The sequence below is a fragment of the Mesorhizobium captivum genome, from assembly GCF_033977165.1.
In the GTDB taxonomy this organism is placed as follows: Bacteria; Pseudomonadota; Alphaproteobacteria; order Rhizobiales; family Rhizobiaceae; genus Mesorhizobium; species Mesorhizobium captivum.
Genome location: NZ_JAVIJB010000044.1, coordinates 17,242 through 39,558 on the forward strand (window position 1 = coordinate 17,242; position 22,317 = coordinate 39,558).

At 65.3% G+C, this 22,317-nt stretch carries 19 protein-coding genes; 9 read left to right on the top strand and 10 right to left on the bottom strand.

What is annotated here, in order from left to right; genetic code table 11:
• The first annotated feature begins 122 nt into the window (after positions 1–122).
• The 4 genes from RFM40_RS27780 to RFM40_RS27795 are packed head-to-tail and all read left to right on the top strand — an operon-like array spanning position 123 to position 6,993.
• A complete protein-coding gene (locus tag RFM40_RS27780; protein WP_292340260.1) occupies positions 123–1,127 on the top strand; it encodes an AAA family ATPase in 1,005 nt (334 codons plus the stop codon).
• On the top strand, positions 1,127–2,089 hold the full coding sequence (locus tag RFM40_RS27785; RefSeq protein ID WP_320229686.1) for a DUF58 domain-containing protein: 963 nt from the start codon (positions 1,127–1,129) through the stop codon (positions 2,087–2,089). Before RFM40_RS27780 ends, RFM40_RS27785 begins: the two co-directional genes overlap by 1 nt.
• Positions 2,086–4,902, top strand: a complete 2,817-nt coding sequence (locus tag RFM40_RS27790; protein ID WP_320229685.1) for a DUF4159 domain-containing protein — start codon at positions 2,086–2,088, stop codon at positions 4,900–4,902. The genes RFM40_RS27785 and RFM40_RS27790 overlap by 4 nt, the downstream gene beginning before the upstream one ends.
• Positions 4,903–4,905: 3 nt before the next feature.
• Complete coding sequence (locus RFM40_RS27795) at positions 4,906–6,993, top strand: hypothetical protein (protein WP_320278616.1); 2,088 nt, start codon at positions 4,906–4,908, stop codon at positions 6,991–6,993.
• A gap of 174 nt (positions 6,994–7,167) precedes the next feature.
• Here RFM40_RS27795 and clpS read toward each other — a convergent pair whose 3' ends face one another.
• The 4 genes from clpS to RFM40_RS27815 form a co-directional block, all read right to left on the bottom strand.
• On the bottom strand, positions 7,168–7,473 hold the full coding sequence (gene clpS / locus RFM40_RS27800) for an ATP-dependent Clp protease adapter ClpS (RefSeq protein ID WP_320229683.1): 306 nt from the start codon (positions 7,471–7,473) through the stop codon (positions 7,168–7,170).
• A 175-nt stretch (positions 7,474–7,648) separates the two neighbouring features.
• The gene (locus RFM40_RS27805) at positions 7,649–7,990 is read right to left on the bottom strand and encodes a hypothetical protein (RefSeq protein WP_320229682.1); all 342 of its coding nucleotides are present in this window, start codon (positions 7,988–7,990) and stop codon (positions 7,649–7,651) included.
• A gap of 150 nt (positions 7,991–8,140) precedes the next feature.
• Complete coding sequence (locus RFM40_RS27810) at positions 8,141–8,380, bottom strand: hypothetical protein (protein WP_320221892.1); 240 nt, start codon at positions 8,378–8,380, stop codon at positions 8,141–8,143.
• Between the two features lie 38 nt (positions 8,381–8,418).
• Entirely contained in the window at positions 8,419–8,721 is a 303-nt protein-coding gene (locus RFM40_RS27815) for a hypothetical protein (protein ID WP_320229681.1), read from the bottom strand.
• Positions 8,722–8,957: 236 nt separating this feature from the next.
• On the opposite strand from RFM40_RS27815, the gene RFM40_RS27820 reads away from it, so the two are divergent.
• From RFM40_RS27820 to RFM40_RS27830, 3 genes are all read left to right on the top strand, one after another.
• Positions 8,958–9,674, top strand: a complete 717-nt coding sequence (locus RFM40_RS27820) for a response regulator transcription factor (RefSeq protein ID WP_320229701.1) — start codon at positions 8,958–8,960, stop codon at positions 9,672–9,674.
• Positions 9,671–11,080 carry an ATP-binding protein gene (locus RFM40_RS27825; protein ID WP_320229680.1) on the top strand — a complete coding sequence of 470 codons (1,410 nt, stop codon included), beginning with the start codon at positions 9,671–9,673 and terminating at the stop codon, positions 11,078–11,080. Before RFM40_RS27820 ends, RFM40_RS27825 begins: the two co-directional genes overlap by 4 nt.
• Positions 11,081–11,265: 185 nt before the next feature.
• Complete coding sequence (locus RFM40_RS27830; protein ID WP_320229679.1) at positions 11,266–11,646, top strand: YciI family protein; 381 nt, start codon at positions 11,266–11,268, stop codon at positions 11,644–11,646.
• Positions 11,647–11,652: 6 nt separating this feature from the next.
• On the opposite strand, the gene RFM40_RS27835 is transcribed toward RFM40_RS27830, so the two are convergent.
• On the bottom strand, positions 11,653–11,889 hold the full coding sequence (locus tag RFM40_RS27835; protein WP_320229678.1) for a hypothetical protein: 237 nt from the start codon (positions 11,887–11,889) through the stop codon (positions 11,653–11,655).
• 170 nt (positions 11,890–12,059) lie between these two features.
• On the opposite strand from RFM40_RS27835, the gene RFM40_RS27840 reads away from it, so the two are divergent.
• A complete protein-coding gene (locus RFM40_RS27840; RefSeq protein WP_320229677.1) occupies positions 12,060–14,081 on the top strand; it encodes a BTAD domain-containing putative transcriptional regulator in 2,022 nt (673 codons plus the stop codon).
• A 21-nt stretch (positions 14,082–14,102) separates the two neighbouring features.
• On the opposite strand, the gene RFM40_RS27845 is transcribed toward RFM40_RS27840, so the two are convergent.
• Both RFM40_RS27845 and RFM40_RS27850 read right to left on the bottom strand, forming a co-directional pair.
• Positions 14,103–15,584, bottom strand: coding sequence for a pyridoxal phosphate-dependent decarboxylase family protein (locus RFM40_RS27845; RefSeq protein WP_320229676.1), 1,482 nt, complete (start codon positions 15,582–15,584; stop codon positions 14,103–14,105).
• A gap of 91 nt (positions 15,585–15,675) precedes the next feature.
• A complete protein-coding gene (locus RFM40_RS27850; RefSeq protein WP_320229675.1) occupies positions 15,676–16,761 on the bottom strand; it encodes a PLP-dependent cysteine synthase family protein in 1,086 nt (361 codons plus the stop codon).
• 172 nt (positions 16,762–16,933) lie between these two features.
• On the opposite strand from RFM40_RS27850, the gene RFM40_RS27855 reads away from it, so the two are divergent.
• Positions 16,934–18,997, top strand: a complete 2,064-nt coding sequence (locus RFM40_RS27855) for a transcriptional regulator (RefSeq protein ID WP_430691737.1) — start codon at positions 16,934–16,936, stop codon at positions 18,995–18,997.
• Between the two features lie 12 nt (positions 18,998–19,009).
• Here RFM40_RS27855 and RFM40_RS27860 read toward each other — a convergent pair whose 3' ends face one another.
• The 3 genes from RFM40_RS27860 to choW form a co-directional block, all read right to left on the bottom strand.
• Entirely contained in the window at positions 19,010–20,047 is a 1,038-nt protein-coding gene (locus tag RFM40_RS27860) for an MBL fold metallo-hydrolase (RefSeq protein ID WP_320278617.1), read from the bottom strand.
• Between the two features lie 168 nt (positions 20,048–20,215).
• Positions 20,216–21,397, bottom strand: coding sequence for a choline ABC transporter ATP-binding protein (gene choV / locus RFM40_RS27865; RefSeq protein WP_320229672.1), 1,182 nt, complete (start codon positions 21,395–21,397; stop codon positions 20,216–20,218).
• Entirely contained in the window at positions 21,394–22,248 is an 855-nt protein-coding gene (gene choW, locus RFM40_RS27870; RefSeq protein ID WP_320278618.1) for a choline ABC transporter permease subunit, read from the bottom strand. Before choW ends, choV begins: the two co-directional genes overlap by 4 nt.
• Positions 22,249–22,317: the final 69 nt, after the last annotated feature.

Consider the following 22,317-nt stretch of genomic DNA (forward strand, 5'->3'; position numbering starts at 1 on the left):
TTCGCTTGTCAGCCTAAGTCTGTGATTTAAGTTCAATCGCAGGCGCCAGGCGAGGCCGAATCGCGGCATTCTGCGACTCTGAGAGTGCAGGCCGGTATTTCCAACCACAAGGATCGAACGGCATGAGCGTGATGATCAAGGAAAGCCCGTTGAGCGACAAGGCGATGATCGAGGAGGCCGAGAAGGCGCTGGCCGACATCTCGAAGGTGCGCGACGCCGTAGGCCGCGTGATCTTCGGCCAGGAAGCCGTCGTCGAGCGCACGCTGGTTGCGCTGCTGGCCGGCGGCCATGCGCTGCTTGTCGGCGTGCCGGGCCTCGCCAAGACCAAGCTGGTCGAGACGCTTGGCATCGTGCTCGGCCTCGATTCCCGCCGCGTCCAGTTCACGCCCGACCTGATGCCGTCCGATATCCTCGGCTCGGAAGTGATGGAACAGGATGAGTTCGGCAAGCGCTCCTTCCGCTTCATTTCGGGGCCGATCTTCACCCAGCTTCTGATGGCCGATGAGATCAACCGCGCCTCGCCGCGCACCCAGTCGGCGCTGCTGCAGGCGATGCAGGAATATCACGTCACCATCGCCGGCGTGCGCCACGACCTGCCCTCGCCCTTCCACGTGCTGGCGACGCAGAACCCGCTGGAGCAGGAAGGTACCTATCCGCTGCCCGAGGCGCAGCTCGACCGTTTCCTGATGCAGGTCGACATCCTTTATCCGGAGATCGAGGCCGAGCGCCGCATCCTGCTCGAGACCACAGGCGTCGAGGAGGCCAAGGCCGACAATGTGCTGCAGTCGGCCAGGCTGAAGGAAATCCAGACGCTGATCCGCCGCATGCCGGTGCCGGAAAGCGTCGTCGAGGCGATCCTCAAGCTGGTGCGCTCGGCCCGCCCTGGCCAGGGCAACGCCGACACCGACAAGCACGTCGCTTGGGGTCCTGGTCCCCGCGCCAGCCAGGCGCTGACCCTGTGCGCCAGGGCGCGCGCCCTATATGATGGGAGGTTGGCGCCATCGGTCGACGACATCCGTGCCTTGGCCGAGCCGGTGCTGCAGCATCGCATGGCGCTGACTTTCGCTGCCCGCGCCGAAGGCACTTCCGTGCGCGACGTGGTGGCGAAACTGGCAAAAGGCATCTGATGGGTCGAATAGGCGAGGTCCAGGCACCGGTTGCGACGCGCGATGCGCTCGCCCGTGGCCGGTTGCGAGCCTCTTTGGTGCCGGATCTGCTGGTCGAGGCGCGCCGCATCGTCAACACGGTGATCGCCGGCTGGCATGGCCGTCGCAAGCGCGGCATCGGCGAGAATTTCTGGCAGTTCCGCCCCTATGTCGAAGGCGATTCCTCGCGCATCGACTGGCGCCGCTCGGCCCGTGACGACCACACCTATGTGCGCGACCGCGAGTGGGAAGCGGCTCATACCGTCTGGCTCTGGTCCGACCCCTCCCCCTCCATGCTCTACAAGTCCGCGGCAGCCGGCGTTTCCAAGGAATCGCGCGCGCTGGTGCTGGCCCTCGCCATGGCCGAGCTTCTGTCGCGCAGCGGCGAGCGCATCGCCTGGCCCGGCCTCACCGATCCGTTCACCGCCCGCAACGGCGCCGAGCGCATCGCGGCCCAGCTCAGCCATGCCGGCGAGCTGCCGGCCAAACCTGACCTGTCGGCCATCCGCCGCTTCTGCGACATCGTCATCGTCAGCGATTTCCTCGATCCGGTCGAGGAAACGATGGCCTGGCTCGACGTGCTCGCCCGTCACGGCGTGCGCGCGCACCTGATCGAGGTCGTCGACCCGGCTGAAGAGACCTTCCCCTATGCCGGCCGCACCGAATTCACCGATCCCGAAACCGGCGACAAGCTGACCGCCGGCCGCGCCGAAACGCTCAAAGAGCAATACCGTCTGCTCTACACCGCCCGCCGCGAGGAACTGGCCGGCTGGTGCAGGCGTCTGGGCTGGAGCTTCACCGTCAGCCACACAGACCGCCTCGCCTCCGAGGCGCTGGTGCGCGTCCACATGGCGATGACCGCCGATAGCAGTCGTCCAGGGCTGACCACTGGTCATGCCGGGCTGACCGCCGGCGGTGGTGATCCCGGAAAGGCGGTCGCATGAGCTGGCTGCCGCTTTCCTTCGGCGCGCCGATGGTTCTGTGGGGCCTGTTGGCTCTGCCGGTGATCTGGTGGCTGCTGAGGTTGACGCCGCCCAGGCCGCAGACGGAGGTCTTTCCGCCGCTCAGGATCCTCGCCCGCGTCCTGAGGCGCGATGAGACGCCGCATCAAAGCCCCTGGTGGCTGACGCTGCTGCGCCTGCTGATGGCGGCCCTTGTCATCACCGCGCTTGCGGAACCGGTGTTCAATCCGCGCGAAAAACTGCCGGCGGAGGGCTCGGCGCTGGCGCTTGTCATCGACAATGACTGGGCAAGTGCCGCCGATTGGGGCAAGCGCGTCGCCACCGCCGAGCGGCTGATCGCCGATGCCGGCTCGAACGGCGTGCCTGTCGTCATCGCCTTCACCGCCGAGAAGCCCAATGCCGAGATCGGCCCCTTCGATGCATCGGCCGCGCTCGACCGTCTGCGCGCGGCAAAGCCGCGTCCGATCCCGACCGACCGCCCCGCCGTCTATGCCCGTGTCGCCGCCACATTGGAGCGCCTGCCGGGCGCCAGTGTCGCCGTGCTTGCCGACGGGCTGGCGGCCAACGGCGACGAAGCGGCTTTCAGGACGCTTCTCGAAAAAAATGCCTCGCGACTGGTCTGGGCCACTTCGGACCGGGTCTCGCTCACCGGCCTGACCGGTGCCGACAATCAGGTCGACGGCTTCGCGCTGACCGCCGTCCGCGCGCCGGGCGATCCGGCGCCGGCCCAAGTCACGGCCGGCGCCTTTGACGACAAGGGCCGCCGCATCGCCGACGCGACACTGAGCTTCGCGCCGGGTCAGACCACCGCCACCGGAACGATGAAGGTGCCGTTCGAATTGCGCAACGACTTCGCCTCGGTCGCGCTCGACGGCGAGCATCAGGCCGGCGCCGTGCGCGTGCTCGATGAAAGCTCCAAGCGCCGCCGCGTCGGATTGCTTTCGCAGGCCGAGGCCGATCAGGCGCAACCGCTGCTGTCGCCGCTCTACTACATTCGCCGTGCCCTGCAGCCCTTCGCCGATCTGGTCGAGCCGTCGAGCGCCGATCTGGCCGACGCCATCCCGCAGCTTCTCGACCAGAAGCCGGCGATGATCATCATGGCCGATGTCGGCACCATCCCCGAGCAGGTCCGGCAACGGCTGGTCGATTGGGTCGACAAGGGCGGCACACTGGTGCGCTTTGCCGGTTCAAGGCTGGCCGCCGCCGGCAATGACGATGACCTCTTACCGGTCAGGTTGCGCAGCGGCGAGCGCGCGCTGGGCGGTGCGCTGTCCTGGACGACGCCGCAACAGGTCACCGAATTCCCCAAGAATGGCCCGTTCGCCGATCTCGCGCCGCCGACCGAGGTGACGGTCAGCCGGCAGGTGCTGGCCGAACCCACGCCCGACATCGTCGAGCGCACCTGGGCGACGCTGGCCGATGGCACGCCGCTGGTCACGGGCATGAAGAAGGACAAGGGCACGCTCGTGCTCTTCCACGTCACGCCGGAGGCGACCTGGTCGAACCTGCCGATCTCCGGCAGTTTCGTCGAGATGCTGAGGCGCATCGTGCAATTGTCGCGCAACCAGGGCGCCGCGGTCGCCAATGCCGAGGCTGCCGCCGCATCGCTGGCGCCTTATCGTATGATCGGCGCCGACGGCGCGCTGGTGCCGCCGACGCCAGACGCGCGGCCGCTCGTGCCCGGGGCCGGCCCATTGCCGGTGACGCTGGAGAACCCGCCCGGCCTCTACGGCTCGGAGACCGGCGTCTTTGCCCACAACCTGCTCAACGCTTCGAGCACGTTCACGCCGCTCGCTCAGCCGCAGGTTTCGCTGCCGGTGACTGCCATTCCCTACGCGTTCGATGAATCGGAGAACCTGAAGGGCCCGCTGGTTACCGCCGCGCTACTGCTGATGGTCCTCGACACGCTGGCCGTCTTGTGGATGGGCGGGCTGTTTTCGCGCCGGCCACGCCGCGCCGCGGCGACCGCCGCTGCCGTGCTGATCGTACTCGGCGGGCTCTTCGGCCGCGCCGATCTTGCCCGCGCGGACGATTTGAAGCCCGGCGATTCGCAGGCGATCGAGGATATTTCGAAAACCCGCATCGCCTATGTGATCACCGGCGAGCCCGGCGTCGACTCGATCAGTCGCGCCGGCCTCGAAGGCCTGACCCGCTTCCTGATCGAGAAGACGGCGCTGGAGCCCGGCCCGCCGGCCGGCGTCGACATCTCCAAGGACGAATTGGCCTTCTATCCGCTGATCTATTGGCCGATCGACGCCACCGCGCCGATGCCCAGCGAAGCGGCGATCGCGCGGATCGATGCCTATATGCAGCAGGGCGGCACGGTTCTCTTCGACACGCGCGACCAGTTCTCCAACGGCATCGGCGCCGGCTCGGCAAGCCCGGCGACCGAGCGGCTGCGCGACATCCTCGGCAACCTCAACGTGCCGCCGCTGGAACCGGTGCCGTCGGACCATGTGCTGACGAAATCCTTTTTCATCCTTCCGGAGTTTCCCGGCCGCTTCAACGGCAGTCCGCTCTGGGTCGAGACCTCGCTCGACGCCAGCAACACCGAAAACCGTCCGGTGCGGACCGGCGACGGCGTGTCGCCGATCATGATCACCGCCAATGATTTCGCCGGCGCCTGGGCGGTCGACGAGAACGGCGACGCGATGCTGCCGACCGTGCCGCCTGATCCGATGCAGCGCGTCTACGCGCTGCGCGCCGGCGTCAACATCATGATGTACATGCTGACCGGCAACTACAAATCCGACCAGGTGCATGTGCCTGTCCTGCTCGAACGGCTGGGGCAGTAGGTTATGAACTGGTCGATTTCCTTCGAGCCGCTCGTTTCCTGGCCGTTGTTCTGGGTCGCCATCGTGCCGCTCCTGCTGCTCGCACTGGCGGGGCTGTGGTTTCGTCAGCGCGGCTCGATCCTGCGCTTCATCGCCCTGCTTGCGCTTGGAGCCGCGCTCCTCAACCCCGTCTTCCTGGATGAGGAACGCGAGGCGCTGAAAAGCGTCGTCGCCGTCATCGTCGACCGCAGCCAGAGCCAGGACATCGGCGACCGCGCCAGGCAGACCGACGAGGCGCTGGCCGGCCTTCAGCAGCGGCTCGGCCGCTTCAAACAGTTCGATGTCCGCGTCGTCGATGCCGGCAAGTCCGAAGCCGCCGACGAGCGCACGGAAACCAGGCTGTTCGGCGCGCTGGAAGGCGCTTTCCGCGACGTACCGCCCTCGCGCATCGGCGGCGCGATCATGATCACCGACGGCGAGGTGCATGACGCGCCGGCCGGCGCTCCGGACTTCAACGCGCCGCTGCATGCGCTGGTCACCGGCAACGAACATGAGAAGGACCGCCGCATCCGCTTCGAGAACGCGCCGCGCTTCGGTCTCGTCGGCAAGCCGCTCGACATGAGCTACCGGGTCATTTCCACCGAAGGCCAGGGCAGCCCGGTCGACGTGCGGGTCTCGGTCAATGGCGAGCAGGTCTCGGTCGAACATGCGACCATCGGCCAGCCGATGAAGCTTGAGGTCACCATCCCCAACGCCGGGCGCAACATCGTCCAGCTTTCAATCGATCACGAGCCGGGGGAACTGACCGACGCCAACAACCGCGCCATCGCGCTGGTCGACGGCATCCGCGATCATCTGCGCGTGCTTCTGGTCTCCGGCGAGCCGCATGCCGGCGAGCGCACCTGGCGCAACCTTCTGAAGTCCGACGCGTCGGTCGACCTCGTCCACTTCACCATTCTGCGGCCGCCGGAAAAACAGGACGGCACGCCGATCAATGAACTGTCGCTGATCGCCTTCCCGACGCGCGAACTGTTCGTCGAAAAGATCAAGGATTTCGATCTGATCATCTTCGACCGCTATCAGCATCGCGATGTGCTGCCGATCCTCTATTACGACTACATCTCCGAATATGTCGAAAAGGGTGGCGCTCTGCTGATCGCTGCCGGCCCCGAATATGCCGGCGAGAGCTCGATTGCCCGCACGCCGCTGATATCAGCCCTGCCGGCGATGCCCACCGGCGAGGTCGTCGACAAGGCCTTCTATCCGCGTCTCACCGATCTCGGCCAGCGTCACCCCGTGACGCGCGGGCTCGACGGCTCGGCCACCGATCCGCCGCACTGGAGCCGCTGGTTCCGCACCATAGGCGTCAAGAATCCCGAGGGCGAGGTGGTGATGAAAGGGGCCGACGATCGCCCTCTGCTTGTGCTCGACCGCAAGGGCGAGGGCCGGGTCGGGATGCTGCTTTCCGACCAGGGCTGGCTGTGGGCGCGCGGCTTCGAAGGCGGCGGGCCGCATGTCCAGCTCTATCGCCGCATAGCCCACTGGCTGATGAAGGAGCCGGAGCTGGAAGAAGAACGGCTGACCGCCGACGGCCGCGGCATGGTGTTGGAAATAAGGCGCCAGACAATGAGCGATGATCCAGGCCCGGCCCAGGTGATCACGCCATCCGGCAAGGCGATGACGGTCAAGCTGCAAAAAGCCGAGCCGGGGATTTTCACTGGCAGCCTGGAGACTAGCGAGATCGGCCTCTATCAGGTGGGCAATGGCGACCTCACCGCACTTGCCCATGTCGGCCCGGTCAACGCGCCGGAATTCTCCGATGTCATTTCCACCGAAGACAGGTTGAAGGCGCCGGCCGAGGCGACCGGCGGCAGCGTGCGCAGACTCGCTCCGTCGTCAGTGCTAGGCAATCTTGCGGGCGGTGTGGCGCTGCCTTCCATCGTCCCGGTCCGCTCCTCGGGCGCTGCATCGGGCGATGACTGGATCGGGCTGCGCACCACCAACGACAGCACCCTGAAGGCCGTTTCGCGCGTGCCGCTGTTCGGCGGCTTCCTCGGCCTCGGCCTGCTGCTCCTGGCCATCGGCTCGATGTGGTATCGGGAAGGGCGGTAGGGGCTACTGCACTTCCCTTCTCCCCTTGTGGGAAGAAGGTGGATCGGCGCGCAGCGCCGAGACGGATGAGGGGTGCTCCAGCGGAGTGAGACGTCGGCGTTCCCTGGAACACCCCTCATCCGTCGCCTTCGGCGACACCTTCTCCCACAAGGGGAGAAGGAAGAAGTGCTGCCCCTACTCTTCCGGTTCGGTAGTGAACAGCAGCGGATAGCCCTTGGCCTTGCCGGCATCGGTTGCCCGCGCGGCCTTGGTCTCGGCGACGTCGCGCGTGAAGACGGCGACCACGCAGACGCCGCGCGTATGCGCCGTGATCATCACGCGATGCGCCTGATCCTCGCTGAGCTTGAATTCACCTTTGAGCACCGTCACCACGAACTCGCGCGGGGTGAAGTCGTCATTGATCAGGATGACCTTGTAGAGCTTTGGCCGCTCGGTTTTCGGCTGCGTCTTGGTACGCGGTTTGAGGACAGTTTCAGGCATCGGAATCCGCCAGTTGGGAACTCAAGCAATTCCAGGAAAAGTGCTTAGCAGTCTTCCGGAATTACGTGAAAATTGGCTCGCTTCCACTTTAGTCGTGCGCAGAAGCATTCGTCCATTTGCCCGCCGTAGCAGCGAGGACAATATCCAGCCTATGTGGGAAAGCGCCGTTTGCGGTTCAACGGCCCTGACGGCCGATAGTACGGCGCATCGTTGTACCGGATCTGCCGGAGCCGCCATCGTCCATGTCGGAACCGCGCTCCATGAACGCAGCGGCCAGCCAGGCGGCGAAGCCGATCAGCGTCGCACCCGCCAGCACGATCAGGAACCAGCTCTGTGCCGGCGTGATGTAGTCGAAGCTCGATGAGATCACCGGCGCGAAAGGCTCTGGCTCGGTCCTGCCGCTGGCGGGATCCGGCACCGGGCTGGCGGTGAAGATGATCAGAGCTCTCGCCGCCGCGGTGGCAACCAGGCCGCCGAGGGTCAACGAACGCATCCGGGACGAAAGCCGCTTCCTCATGCGGACTGTCCTACAGCGCTGGCATTGCGATCGGGTTAAGGATCGGGAACGGCGCGGCGCAAGCTGCCGGTGTCAGGCTTCGGCCGCCGAAAACCGCTCCGGCCAACCGGCCGGAACGGTTCTTGGTAAGTTGCAGTACCGAGACCCGGATCAGGTCTTCGGAGCATCCTTCTTGTCGGTCTTCTTGACGACCTTCTTCGTCGAAGCCTTCTTGTGCTTCTTCGCGGCGACTTTCTTCACGGGCGGCTTTGCCGTGCTGTCGGCCGGAGCGGTGGTCGCGGTCGAAGCGGCCGGAGCAGCGGTCGTCGTGGCGGCGGCGTTGCCGAGAGACGGCATCGCGAAGGCGAGAGCGACGGCGAGACCGGTGGCGGAGAGAATGGACTTCTTCATGGCTTCATTTCCTTTCATGCGGGTCGAGGAGGTGAGCGTCACTGAACCGGGTCGATCGGTGTCACTCCAAGCAGCTTCAAAGCATTTGCGAGCATCCGGATGCCCTGTGCCTGTTTCTTGGCGGCGCAGAACCGGTTTCCCTTTCTTTGAAGTGCCTTCGCCGCGGTGACCTGCGTTGCCGCGGCATGGGTTTCGAGGGCTTCGTCAACTTGACGGCTGAGGTTGGTGCAGCGCTCGGTCCGGGTCAGCGGCGTCACCTTTGCGTTGGAGGCTCCGACCGCGGCTGTGATGAGGGACATGCTGAGCAAAGCACCCATCACGCTGATCCAGAACCTCTGCATCGGTCTTGCCCGTTACTCCGGAAACTTGCGTCGCAGCCGATGACCTGACCGCCACGACACCGGTTATGCCCTTGAAATTTTTCAGGAGTTTTTCCCGACTGTAGAATTTTGTTTCTGAATTGTTTCTGGGGAAGCCGACCTGCCCAAATCGTCGCCACTGGCCAAGATGTGGCCCGAATTCTATCGTGTGGGTGATCACCGAAGGGCGGCTTGGCTACAGCAATCGCGGGGTTCTCGTGAAATCCGACGCGCACATACTGATCGTCGATGACGACAAGGGCATACGGGACCTGCTTCAGGAGTTCTTCCAGAAGCGGGGACTGCACACGACGGTGGCCGCCGACGGCACCGAGATGGAGGCGATCCTGCGCCGCGCGCAGGTCGATCTCATCGTCCTCGACGTGATGCTGCCCGGCAAGAGCGGGCTGGAGCTTTGCCGCGAGATCCGCGCCAACTACACCACACCGATCATCATGCTGACCGCGGTGACCGAGACGACGGACCGAGTCGTCGGCCTCGAGATGGGCGCGGACGATTATGTGCCGAAACCCTTCGATCCGCGCGAGCTGCTCGCCCGCATCCGCGCGGTTCTGAGGCGCAACGGCGCAGCCGAGCCGCGCCGGCCCGCCGCCAAGCAGATCTACCGCTTCGCCGGCTGGACCATGGATTGCTCGCGCCGCCGGCTGACGGCGCCCGACGACGTGCGGGTGGAGCTGACGATGGCGGAGTTCAACCTCTTGCAGACCTTCGTCAAGAGCGCGCAGCGCGTGCTCACCCGCGAGCAGCTCATCGAGCTTTCGGGCGGCGACACCGGCTACAGCTTCGACCGCAGCGTCGACATCCTGGTGAGCCGCCTGCGCCGCAAGATGGAGGACGATCCGAAGACGCCGAAGCTGATCCTCACCGTGCGCAGCGGCGGCTATCAGTTTCTGCCCGAAACGACCGCCGAATGAGACGTTTCCTGCCGCAAACCCTGCCTGTCTGGGTTCTGCTCATCGTCATAGCCGGCCTGATGATCAGCCAGGTGGCGACGCTCTATATCGTGGCGCGCGACCGCGCCGCCGCCAACGATGTGGTCGATCTCTACCGTCTGAACGACCGCGCCTATTCGCTGGTGCAGCTGATGCATGACGCCACGCCTGAAGAACGCAAGGCGACCGCGTCCGGTCTGTTCAATGCCACCTATGCGCTGACCGTTTCGGACACACCCGCCGTCACCTCCTCGATCGCCGGCGATGATCAGCTTGCCGAGTTGGAGGACATCCTGGTCGGCCGCCTATCGAAGTTCGGCATCACCGATGCGCGCGTGCGGCGCGATCCGGCAACCCAGGAAGCCGATACTCCGGACGGCCGGGTTGTGAACAAGGATGTCGGCCAAGTCGAGCGCGACCTTCTGGTGCTGGCCGCCGATTTCGCCCAGAGCGACAAGCTGACGGCGTCGCTGCGCTTTTCCGACGGCCAGTGGCTGAACTTCACCGAGCCGAACACGCCGGCGGGGCCGATCCTGAGCTGGGACAGCCTGCCGCTCTATTCGCTGATAGCGGGACTGATCGTTGTGATGTCGATCTGGTCGCTGCGCCGGCTGACGGCGCCCTATCGCATGATGGAAACCGCGGTCAACCGCATCGGCAACGATCTCAAAAGCCCGCCGATCGCCGAGACCGGCAGCCGTGAGATCCGCGCCGCGGCAAAGGCGGTCAACGCCATGCAGATGCGACTGCGCGACTATGTCGAGGACCGCGAGCATCTGGCGGCGGCGCTTGCCCATGATCTGCGCACGCCGCTGACCAGGATGCGGCTGCGGCTCGAGCTGCTGCGCAAATCGCCTACCCGCGAAGCCCTTGCGCATGACCTTGCCGACATCGAAAGCATCGCGAGCTCAGTGATCGACTTCGCCAAATTCGAGGTCACGGAGGAAAAGGCCGAACGGATCGATTTCTGGTCGCTGGTGGAGTCCGTCGCGGACATGTTCGAGGATGCTTCATTCGACGAGGGCGCCACGCCGACGCGCGGCCTGGTCTGCATCGCGCGGCCGGTGGCGCTGCGCCGCTGCATCACCAATCTCGTCCAGAACGCGGTCACCTACGGCAAGAAGGCGCATATCGGCGTGCGGCGCTCGGGCGACACGATCACGCTCTCCATCCGCGACGAGGGTCCGGGCATTCCGCAGGCGAAGCTGGATCAGGTGTTCGGCTCCTTCGTGCGCCTCGAGCAGTCGCGCAACCGCGAGACCGGCGGCCTGGGCCTCGGCCTCACCATCGCCCGCAACATCGCCCGCGGCGCCGGCGGCGAGATCAACCTGTCCAACCATCCCGACGGTGGCCTGCTGACGGAGCTCCGCCTGCCGCTGGCAGCTTGAGTCAGCAGGCGCTTTCCCGACTGCTGCCGGGGCTGGATCAGCCGCGCCATCCTTGTGATAGTGCGCCGCTCTACAGCGCCGCGCGTCCTCTTGGACGCGCAAAGGCGGTGTAGCACTTCAATTTGGTGCATGATCCTTTCCGAAATCGCATCCGATTTTCGGGGTCATGCACGAGGAGCCGAACCATGTTCTATGCGATCCTTGCCTATCACGTCGAAGAGACCGTCCAGTCCTGGACTCCCGAGGACGATTCCGCACTGATGAAAGACCTGCTTGAGATCAACGACAGGCTGACCCGCGCCGGCAAGCTCGGGCCGGCGGCAAGGCTGGGCGAGACCGCGAAAGCGGTCACGCTGCGCGGTGCGGGCGACGGCATGGTGATCGACGGTCCGTTTGCCGAGACCAAGGAGCAGTTGCTCGGCCTCTATGTCCTCGATTGCGCGAACCAGGACGAGGCGATAGCGGTGGCGCGCGATCTCAGGCGCGTCAATCCCACCGCTGTCTACGAGATCCGTCCGATCGCGCTTTATCTGCCCGGCGCGCCGCTGGCAACCGACGCTGGATAACAAGGATCACGGCAGCGGGCGGCGCCCGGCGATGCGGCCGCGAGCCGCGACATCGGCCGGGGCCTCGTCCGCCGGATAGCCGAGATCCTTCAGTTCCGGTATCGACAGGCCGGCCAAAGCCCTGCGCTGCATGGCATCCTGATACCGGCGCAGGAGCCCGGCGAAGACAGTCGCGGCATGGGCGGCGAGCGTGCCGGCAAAGCGGGAGGTCGGCTGGAAGGTCCTGAGGCTGATGTAGGTCATTGTCATTCTCCCTCGTTCGAACTCACGAGGGCAATGTCCCACCGCCGCGCTTTGCCAATGTTCATCCAGGCGTGAAGCCGCAGGAAAAACCGCGCATGGAAGCGCTAAATCGTCGTTAAGTCGGCTGCGGGACGTGGTATTGTATCCGAGGGCTTTTCACGGGGGTCGGAGTGCACATCCGATTGCTTGGCGGCATCGAGGTTGTCTCCGCAGGCGGGCAACCTCTGCACTTCGCGACGCGCAAGACGTCGCTGCTCTTTGCCGCGCTGGTTCTCGTCGGCCCCAAGGGCGTTCGCCGCGAGAGGGTGGCGGCGACGCTGTGGGCCGGCAGCGGCGAGCAGCAGGCGCGAAACAGCCTGCGCCAGGCCCTGGTCGACATCAGGCGGCTGTTTCCGTCTACGGGCGACGAGGCTATTCGCATCGAAGGCAATGCCGATACCATCTGGCTGGCGGCGAATACCGACGAGGCCGACATCTGGGTTTTCGATCGGAAGTGCCAGGCCGATGACGGCGAGAGCCTCGCAGCAGCAGCCGACCTCTACCGGGGCGACCTGCTTGACGGGCTGTCATCCCCCGGCCAGATCGATGAGTGGCTTGCGCCGCTTCGGGCAAACTACAGCCGCAAGGCGCTGGACCTGGCCGAGCGGCTGAGCCTGTTGCGGGAGCTGGGCTCGCACGAGGAACAGGCCTGCGAAACACTGGCCGAGCGGCTGGTGACGCTCGACCCATGCGCCGAGCAGGCCCACCGCGCCCTGATCCGCATCTTTCGCCGCCGTGGCAAGACCAACGATGCCTTCCGCCAGTTCCTGGCCTGCAAGGAAGCGCTGAAGCGCGAGCTCGGCGTCGAGCCCGAGGAAGCGACGCGGGCGTTGGTCGAACGTATCGAAGCTGCCAACATGGAGCCGAAGGAACCGGTAGTCGACAGCGGCCCGCCAGAGGTCGAACTGTCCAACCTGGAAGTGAGGGCGGAGTTGCCGCGCCCTGCCGTTTCGGTGCCGGAAAAGCCGTCGATCGCAGTCCTGCCGTTCCAGAACATGAGCGGCGACGCCGAGCAGGACTATTTCACCGACGGCGTTGTCGAGGAGATCACGACGGCGCTGTCGCATGTGAACTGGCTGTTCGTGATCGCGCGGAATTCCGCCTTCGCCTACAAGGGCCAGGCGGTCGACGTCACCCGCGTGGGGCGCGAACTCGGGGTCCGCTACGTGCTGGAAGGCAGCGTCCGCAAGGCCGGCAGTCGGCTTCGGGTGGCAGGCCAGCTCGTCGAGGCGGCGGCGGGGACAAGCCTCTGGGCCGACCGCTTCGAGGGCGACGTATCGGAGATATTCGAACTGCAGGACCTCGTCGCCTCCAGCGTCATCGGCGCGATTTCGCCCAGGCTCGAGCAGGCCGAGATGGCGCGCGCCAAGCGCAAGCCCACCGAAAGTCTCGACGCCTACGACCACTATCTGCGCGGCATGACGAGCCTTTACCGCTGGACGAGGGAGGGGTTGGATGAGGCACTGCCGCAGTTCTACAAGGCCATCGAGCTCGACCCCGATTTTGCCGCGGCACAGGGCGCTGCCGCCTGGTGCTATTTCTGGCGGATGGCAAATGGCTGGATGACCGACCGGCATCAGGAGACCGCCGAGGTCGCCCGCCTGGTCGGCAACGTCGCCATTCACGGTAAGGACGATGCGGTGGCTTTGGCCTTCAGCAGCGTGGCGCTTGGCTACGTCATCGGCGACTACGAGGCCGGCTCGGCGCTGGCCGATCGGGCGCTCGTGCTCAACCCGAACTGCGCCACCGCCTGGAGTGCCAGCGGCTACCTCAAGGCCTGCTACGGCGATCCGGACATCGCCATCGAGCACCTGTCGCGGGCAAGACGGCTGAGCCCGCTCGATCCGCTGACCTTCTTCATGCAGACCTTCACCGCCTTCGCCCATTTCGTGGCCGGCCGTTACGACGCCGCCTGGCCGCTGGCCGAGGCGGCTTCCCGCGCGCAGCCCTATTATCTCACCGGCCTGCGCGTGGCCGCCGCCAGCAATGCCATGGCCGGCAGGCAGAATGCCGCGAGCAAGCATATCGCCCGTTCGCGGCAGCTCGACCCCGAACTGACGCTTTCCAACCTCAAGCACCGGGTGGGGCCAATCAGGCCGGCCTATTTCACCAAATATTTTGAGGCCCTGCGGCTGGCCGGCCTGCCCGAATGAAACGTCTTGGCCGCGCTCTCTTCAATCCGATGGCGCCGCAGCCGCGATTTCTTTGCCGATGCGAAGCGTCTCGCATACCAGAAGATCGAGGTCGTCGCGCCGCGTGCGGTGGTTGGTGATTGCAGCCCTCAGGCAATGCCTGCCGTGTACGGTGGTGTCGGACAAGGTGGCGATGCCTTGTTCCTGCAGCCGCAGCATGATTTCGGTGTTGAATGCCTTGAGCCGCTCCTCGTATGCGCCGGCCAGACGATGGCGGAAGCAGACGATGTTGATGGTGGTCGGCGCCGTAAGCTCGAGCGCCGGCTCGGCCTGGATCAGACCCGTGAGATGACGGGCCTGGGCGATGTTCTGGTCGATGAGCCGCCCGAATTTCTCGACCCCGTGCTCCCTCAGCGCCATCCAGATTTTCAGCGCGCGAAAACCACGCGATGTTTGAAGCCCATAATCGTGCAGCCATTGCCCGGAGGCGAGGCCGCGCGGCGTCGATTCCAGATATTCCGGGGTGACAGCGAAGGTGTTGCGGTGGGCGGAGGCATCGCGAACCAGCGCGCAACCCGCCTCGAACGGCGCGTGCAGCCATTTGTGCGGGTCGAGCGCGATGGAATGCGCCTGCTCGATGCCGGCGACGAGCGATCTGTTTTGAGGTGCGATCGCGATCAGAGCGCCGATGCAGCCGTCGACATGGAACCAGAGGTCTTCCTCGGCCGCCAACGCCGCCAACGCCTGGAGGTCGTCGATCGCGCCGGTGTTGACGGTGCCGGCTGTGCCGATGATGCAGGCCGGCTTGAAACCGGCCGCGCGGTCTTCCGCGATGGCCGTCCTGAGCGCATCGACGTCGATGCGCAAATCGGAGTCGGTCGAAACGCGCTGCAGCGCCCGATTGCCAAGGCCGAGCGCTTCCATCGCCTTGCGGTGGCAGGAATGGACCTGGTCCGAGGCATAGAAGCGCAACGGCCTTGGGATGGCGCCGACGCCCCTTTCGCGAACGTCGACGCCCGCCTTGGCATTGCGCGCCACGGTCAGCCCGATGATGTTGGCCATCGAGCCGCCGCTGACCAGCGTGCCGCCGGCCGAGGCCGGAAAGCCCACCATCTCCTTGCACCAATTGACCACCTGGCTGTCCATCAGTCCGGCGGCGTGGTTGCCGCCGCCGAGGTTCGAGCCCTGGATCGCCGCCAGGAAATCGCCGAGCGCGCCGGTGAAATTGCTTGAACCCATATACCAGGACCAGAAGCGCGGATGAATGTTGCCCATCGGATAGGCCATCACGTTGCGGGCGACGTCGCCATAGACATCGGCAATGGGCGCCGGCTCGCGCGGCATTGGCGCGTTGAAGAACGTCCGCACCTCGGCCGGCATCTCGCGCCACACCGGACGATCCCGGACATCCCTGAGATAGCCGACGGCGGCGTCGATGATCCGGTGCGACAGGGCCTGCACATCGGCCCAGTCCGGCGGATCGAGCGTCTCATCCATCGCCGTCGTTTCCTGCAAGCTGTCCATCCGGTTTCTCCTGCATGGCGCGCGATCCTTGATCGACGCGCGAGATCGGCGGCGCCGCCATCCGAGTGGACAGCGGCGCCGCGCGTTGTCTTCAGGCGTCGAACTGGCAGCTCGGCGTCGAGCGCGACAGTGCCGTCTCCTCGGCATCCATCTCCGCCTGGATGCCGTCGAAGAGCGGCGTCGACATGTAGCGTTCGCCGGTGTCGGGCAGAATGCACAGGATCACCGAACCGGCCGGAGCCGTGCCCGCGATCTGGCGCGCCACGGCGAAAGTGGCGCCGCCCGAGATGCCGGTGAAGATGCCTTCCTGCTGCGCCAGCGCCTTCGCCCATTTGATGCCTTCCGGGCCGGGGATCGGCACGACTTCGTCATAGTAGTGCTGGTCGATCGCTTCCTGCAGGACGTTGGGGATGAAATCGGGCGTCCAGCCCTGGATCGGATGCGGCTCGAAGGCCGGATGGCTGGCGGCGGGCGCGCCGCCCGCGCCGCGCTCCTGCCCCTTGCCGCTGCCGATAAGCTGTGCGTTCGCAGGTTCGGCCAGCACGATCTTGACGTCCGGCCGCTCGCGGCGCAGCACCCGGCCGACGCCGGCGACCGTGCCGCCGGTGCCATAGCCGGTGACCAGCACGTCGAGCCTCGAGCCCGCGAAATCGTTGATGATCTCGCGCGCCGTCGTCGCCTCGTGAATGGCGGCATTGGCTTCCGTCTCGAACTGGCGGGCCAGGAACCAGCCATTGGCCTCGGCGAGTTCCACCGCCTTCTTGTACATCCCAAAACCCTTCTGGGCGCGCGGCGTCAGCACCACCTTGGCGCCCAGCATGCGCATCAGCTTGCGGCGCTCGATGGAGAAGCTGTCGGCCATCGTCACCACCAGCGGATAACCTTTCTGCGCGCAGACCATGGCTAAGCCGATGCCGGTGTTGCCGCTGGTCGCCTCGACGACGGTCTGGCCCGGCTTCAATTTGCCGCTGCGCTCGCCTTCCTCGATGATGTTGAGCGCCAGCCGGTCCTTGACCGAGGCTGCCGGATTGAAGAACTCGGCCTTCACATAGATCGTCGCATGGGTCGGACCGAGATTGTTGATACGGATGACCGGCGTGTCGCCGACCGTATCGAGAATGCTGTCGAACAGCCGGCCGCGACCGGCGGTGGTCCTGATCTTCAACTGCTGCAACATGGAGCTTTTCTCCTCGTTATCTCACGTGCCGGTTACAAACCGGCGGCTTGGGCGGCGCGGTTTCGACACCTTGCCGAGTTAGGATGCTTGACCAGCCGCGAATGCGGCAACGGCGGCGTTCCGGCATGGAATTGGGCTGCCGGATGCTTCCTGTCGTCTTTGGTGATAGAACATGGACCAGCTGGTCAGCGTTGGAGAGAGCGTGGAAACATTCGTGGAATCCACCCGATCGAGCCTGAACGACACCGCCGGCCTATCCGTGCGACTGCTTGGGCAACTGGCGGTTGCTCGTGACGGCGAGCCGGTTAAGCTGCCCTCCTCGCGCAAGCTGCGCGCGCTGCTGGCATATCTGGCGCTCGCGCCGCATCCCGTCAGCCGCAGCCGGCTCTGCGAGCTTCTGTGGGACGTTCCCAACGATCCGCGCGGCGAACTTCGCTGGTGCCTGAGCAAGCTTCGCGGCGCGCTCGACGAACCGGGTCTGCACAGGATCGAGACCGAAGGCGACACCGTGGCGCTTCGCCTTGCCGATATCAATGTCGATGCCGTCGACGCCGCCGCGGCGGTGGCCGAAGGGATCGAGACGCTTAGCCTCGGACGCCTGCGAGCGTTGGCGCAACTTTTCGCCGGCGATTTCCTCGACGGGCTGGAACTCGATCGGAGCCCGCATTTCACCAGCTGGCTCACCGCACAACGCCGCCGTTTCAGCTCATGCCATGTCGCCGTTCTGGAGCATATCATCGCCCTTCTCCCGCAGGGAGCCGATGAAGCAGGCGCCTATCTGGACAAATGGCTGGAGCTCGCGCCGTTCGACGGGCGCGCGCATGTGGCGTTGCTGGAAAACCTTGCGCGGCGCGGCCAGATCGGCGCCGGCGAGGAACATCTGGCCACCGCCGCGGAGCTGTTTCGCTCCGAGGAGCTGGATGTCGCTCCCTTGCGCGAGGCATGGCACGAGATTAGAGCCCGCAACATCAGCGCGACGCCATGCGCCCGGTCCGGGCCAACTTTTCTGGCCCCGCAACCGCCGATCGTTGCCGTCGATTTCGAACCCGCCGCGTCGCGCCGGGCCTCGCTGGCGGTGATGCCGTTTGCGGAAAGCACCGTCAATTTCCGCGGCGGGCTGGCCGACGGTCTGACCCACGACATCATCACGCGCCTCGCCAAGCTCCGCGATTTCTTCGTCATCGCGCGCGGCTCGGTCTTCGCGCTCGCGGAAAAGAACATCGCGCCGGAGGATGCCGGCCGCCGGCTCAACGTCGATTATGTGGCGACCGGCTCGGTCCGCAGCCTTTCGGGCAGGGTCATCGTCTCGGTCGAGCTCGTCGAGGTCCGCACCGCGCGGATCGTCTGGGCCGAGACCTTCGAGCACAGGCCGGATGAAATCTTTGTCGTCATCGACGATATCGGCAACAGCATCGTCTCCTCGATCGCCGCCGAGATTGCGACCGTCGAGCGAAACCGCGCGATGCTGAAGGCGCCGAACTCGCTGAATGCCTGGGAAGCCTATCATCGCGGCCTCTGGCACATGTACCGCTTCACCCGTCAGGAAAACGAGCTGGCGCAGCAGTTCTTCAACGACGCCCTGAAGCTCGACCCGACCTTCGCCCGCGCCTATGCCGGGCTTTCCTTCACCCATTGGCAGAATGCCTTCCAGCGTTGGGGTGATCGCGACCGGGAGACGGCGCAGGCTTTCGAAACCGCCGGTCACAGCCTTCTGGTCGATGACCGCAATCCGGCCGCACACTGGGCGATGGGACGCGCCTTGTGGCTGCGCGGCGAGCAGGACAACTCTCTGATCGAGCTGGCAAAGGCCGTCGACCTCAGCCCGAATTTCGCGCTCGGCCACTATGCGCTGTCCTTTGTCCACTCGCAGTCGGGCGATCCGCAATTGGCGATCGGCTCGTCCGATCACTCGCGTCATCTCAGTCCCTTCGATCCACTGCTGTTCGGCATGATGGGCGCGCGCGCCATGGCCCATGCACGGCTGGGCGAATACAATGAAGCCGCGGAATGGGCGCTGAAAGCGGCGGCCAGGCCCAATGCCCATGTCATCATCCTGGCGATCGCGGCCCACTGCCTGGCGCTGGCCGGCCGCCGGCACGAGGCGCGGAATTTTGCTGCCGCGATCCGCACCACATGGCCTGACTATCGGGCGGACGATTTCATCGCCACCTTCCGCTTCGACCGGGACGGTGAAGTCCTGTTCCGCAGCGGAGCCAAGCTCATCGGGTTGAACTGAGTCTGTTCCGCGTCAATGCACGAGCGGGCCGCTGGCCTTCCGCCATGCATCGATGCCGCCCTGTATGTGGCGGGCGCTCGATATCCCGACATCCTGCGCCGCCTGCACGGCCATCGCCGAGCGCTCGCCGAAGGCGCAATAGAACAGGATCTGTCTGCTGGTCGATTTCGCCAGCTCATGCAGCATACCGCCAGGAGCGATGTTTTCCTGCAGCCGCGGATAGGGCAGATGGATCGCGCCGGGGATGACGCCGTGGCGATCCCGTTCGGATTGCTCGCGCAGGTCGATCAGCGCCACGTCGGGCCGGCCGATCAGAGCCAGCGCCTGTTCGGCGCTCACCGACCAGCCGCGGCTGGCGATATCGTCCTGATGCAGCCCCACCCGCATGTTGGCCGGCACCGCGACGTCCATCATCTTCGGATTGGACAGCTTCAGATTGTTCATGATGTCGACATACTCGTCGACCGACTTCACCTGCAGGCGGGGATTGAAGGCCTTTTCCTCGCCGATCGTCGACACGGTTTCGCCCTTGTAGTCATGCGCCGGGAAGATCATCGTCTCGTCGGGTAGCTTCAGCAGTCGGCCGAAGATCGATTCATACTGCTGGCGCGGATCGCCGTTCTGGAAATCGGTGCGGCCGGTGCCGCGAATGAGCAGCGTGTCGCCGGTAAAAACCCGGTCCGGCAGGATGAAGCTGTAGGAATCGTCGGTGTGGCCGGGCGTGTAGATGACGTCCAGCGCCAGCCCCTCGATCGCAAGCTTGTCGCCGTCGGCAAGCCGCATCGACACGACGTCAGCCTTCGTCTGCTCGCCCATCACGGTCACGCAATGCGTCCTGTCGCGCAGCGCGCCGAGGCCGGTGATGTGATCGGCATGGAGATGCGTGTCGACCGCCTTGACCAGCCTGAGATCGAGCTCGTTGACCAGTTGCAGGTAGCGTTCGACCTTCTCCAGCACCGGATCGATGATCAATGCCTCGCCGCCCCGGCGGCTGGCAAGCAGATAGGAGTAGGTGCCCGAAACGGAATCGAAGAGCTGACGAAAGATCATTTCTCGGCCCCATACGTCAGCGGCCCAGCCCGGCCGTCAGTCAGGCAAGTCTAAATCAAGCACGAGGTGCCCGCCAGCGAACACTTCATGCTTGATTTTAATGCATGTCGCCCAAAAAGTGCGCCGCGGTTTTGGGAGAAGGACATGCATCAAAATTAAAGGCCGAAGCTATCGCCTGAGCACCGCGCTCAGCACGTCGCGGATGCCGATCGCGCCGACGAAGCGCGAGCCTTCATCGAACAGCGCCACCGGCGCCGTCTGCGAACGGTGCATGGCGAGCATCACCGTCTTCAGCGGCGTGCCCGGATTGGCCCAGAAGACTTGCGCCCCCTCCTCCGGCTGGCGCTCTACATCGGCGCACGACACCCACACCGCCGGCTTGCCGTGGCGTTCGGCCGCTGTCACGAGACCATGCTCGTCGATCTTGAAGCGCGTCGTCTTGCGCCGGTCGAGCCACACCCAGCCGTTCTCGCCCTGGTCCAGATCACGGCGGTCGCGCATCACGTTCCACGCCGTCAGCACCGAAAGCGGATTCACATTGGCGATGAAGTCGCGGACATAGTCGTTGGCCGGACGCAGCACGATGTCTTCCGGCGCGCCGGTCTGGACGATGCGCCCGCCCTCCATGATGGTGATGTAGCTGCCGATCTTCAGCGCCTCCTCGAGGTCGTGGCTGACGAAGATGATGGTCTTCTTCAGTTCCGCCTGGAGCTGCAGGAGCTCGTCCTGCAGCTTGGTGCGGATCAGCGGGTCGAGCGCCGAGAACGGCTCGTCCATTAGAAGGATCGGCGCTTCGGTGGCGAAAGCCCGGGCGAGGCCGACGCGCTGCTGCATGCCGCCCGAAAGCTCATGCGCGTATTTCTTCGACCACTGGTCGAGATGGACGAGCTGCAGCTGCTTTTGTACCCGCATCTTGCGCTCGGCGTCCGGCACGCCGGCAAGCTCGAGGCCGAAGCCGACATTTTCCTCCACCGTACGCCACGGCAGCAGGCCAAACTGCTGGAACACCATCGCCACCTGCTTCTGCCGCAGCCGCCGCAGGGTCGCGTCGTCGCAGGTGACGACATCGACGGTGCGGTCGCCGTCATTGACCAGCACCTGGCCGCGCGACACGACGTTGAGCCGGTTGACGGCTCTGAGCAGCGTCGACTTGCCGGAGCCCGACAGGCCCATCAGCACGGATATCTCGCCTTCATTCACGGTGAGATTGGCCCCGGCGCATCCCAGCACATTGCCGGTCTTTTCGAGGATCTCGGCGCGGCTGGCGCCCTTGTCGATCATCGCCAGCGAGCCGGCCTGGTCGGCGCCGAAGACGATATCGACGTTCTTGAAGTCAACCGCGACGGTCATTTCTTGCCTCCAACGCCGATGCGAGTCATCCGGTCGAGCACGATGGCGAGCACGACGATGGCCAGGCCGGCCTCAAGTCCGAGATCAATGCGGCGCGAGCCCAGCGCACGATTGATTTCGGTGCCGAGGCCGCCGGCGCCGATGAGCGCCGCGAACACCACCATCGACAGCGACAGCATGATCGATTGCGTCAGTCCCGCCATGATCGTCGGCAGCGCCGAGGGCAGCTCCACCTTCCACAGGAGTTGGCGTTTGGTGGCGCCGAAGGCTTCACCCGCTTCGATGATCGCCTTGGGCACCGAAACCACGCCAAGATGGGTAAGCCGCACGGCCGTCGGGATGACGAAGATGATGGTGACGATGAGGCCCGGCGCGTTGCCGAGCCCGAACAGCGTCAGCACCGGGATCAGATAAACGAACGTCGGCAGCGTCTGCATCAGGTCGAGCACCGGCAGCATGACGCGGTAGACCTTCGGCTTGTGCGCCGCCCAGATTCCGAGCGGCACGCCGATGGCCATTGCCATGGCGGCGGCGGCGACCACCAGCACCAGCGTCTGCACTGTCTGCTTCCAGAGGTTCTGGTTGATGATGAAGATGAGACCGATGAAGACGCCGATGGCGAGCGGGCGCGAGCGCTGCAGGAACCAGGCGATCACGGCGGCCACCAGGGCGAGCAGCACAGGCGGCACCATCAGCAGCAGGTCCACCGCTCCGTCGAGCAGGAAATTCAGGCCGTTCGAGAAAGCCCTGAAAATCGTATCGAAATTGTCGGTAAGGAAACCGAAGAAGGCTTTGCCCCACGGTCCGATGGGAATCTTGTAGGCGACCAGAAATTTCGAAATCGGATCCATCTTCCCCTCTTTGGCCTTCGCCGTCCTTGGCAGACGGTCGTCTTCTCAGCATATGAAAAAGGGCAGCCT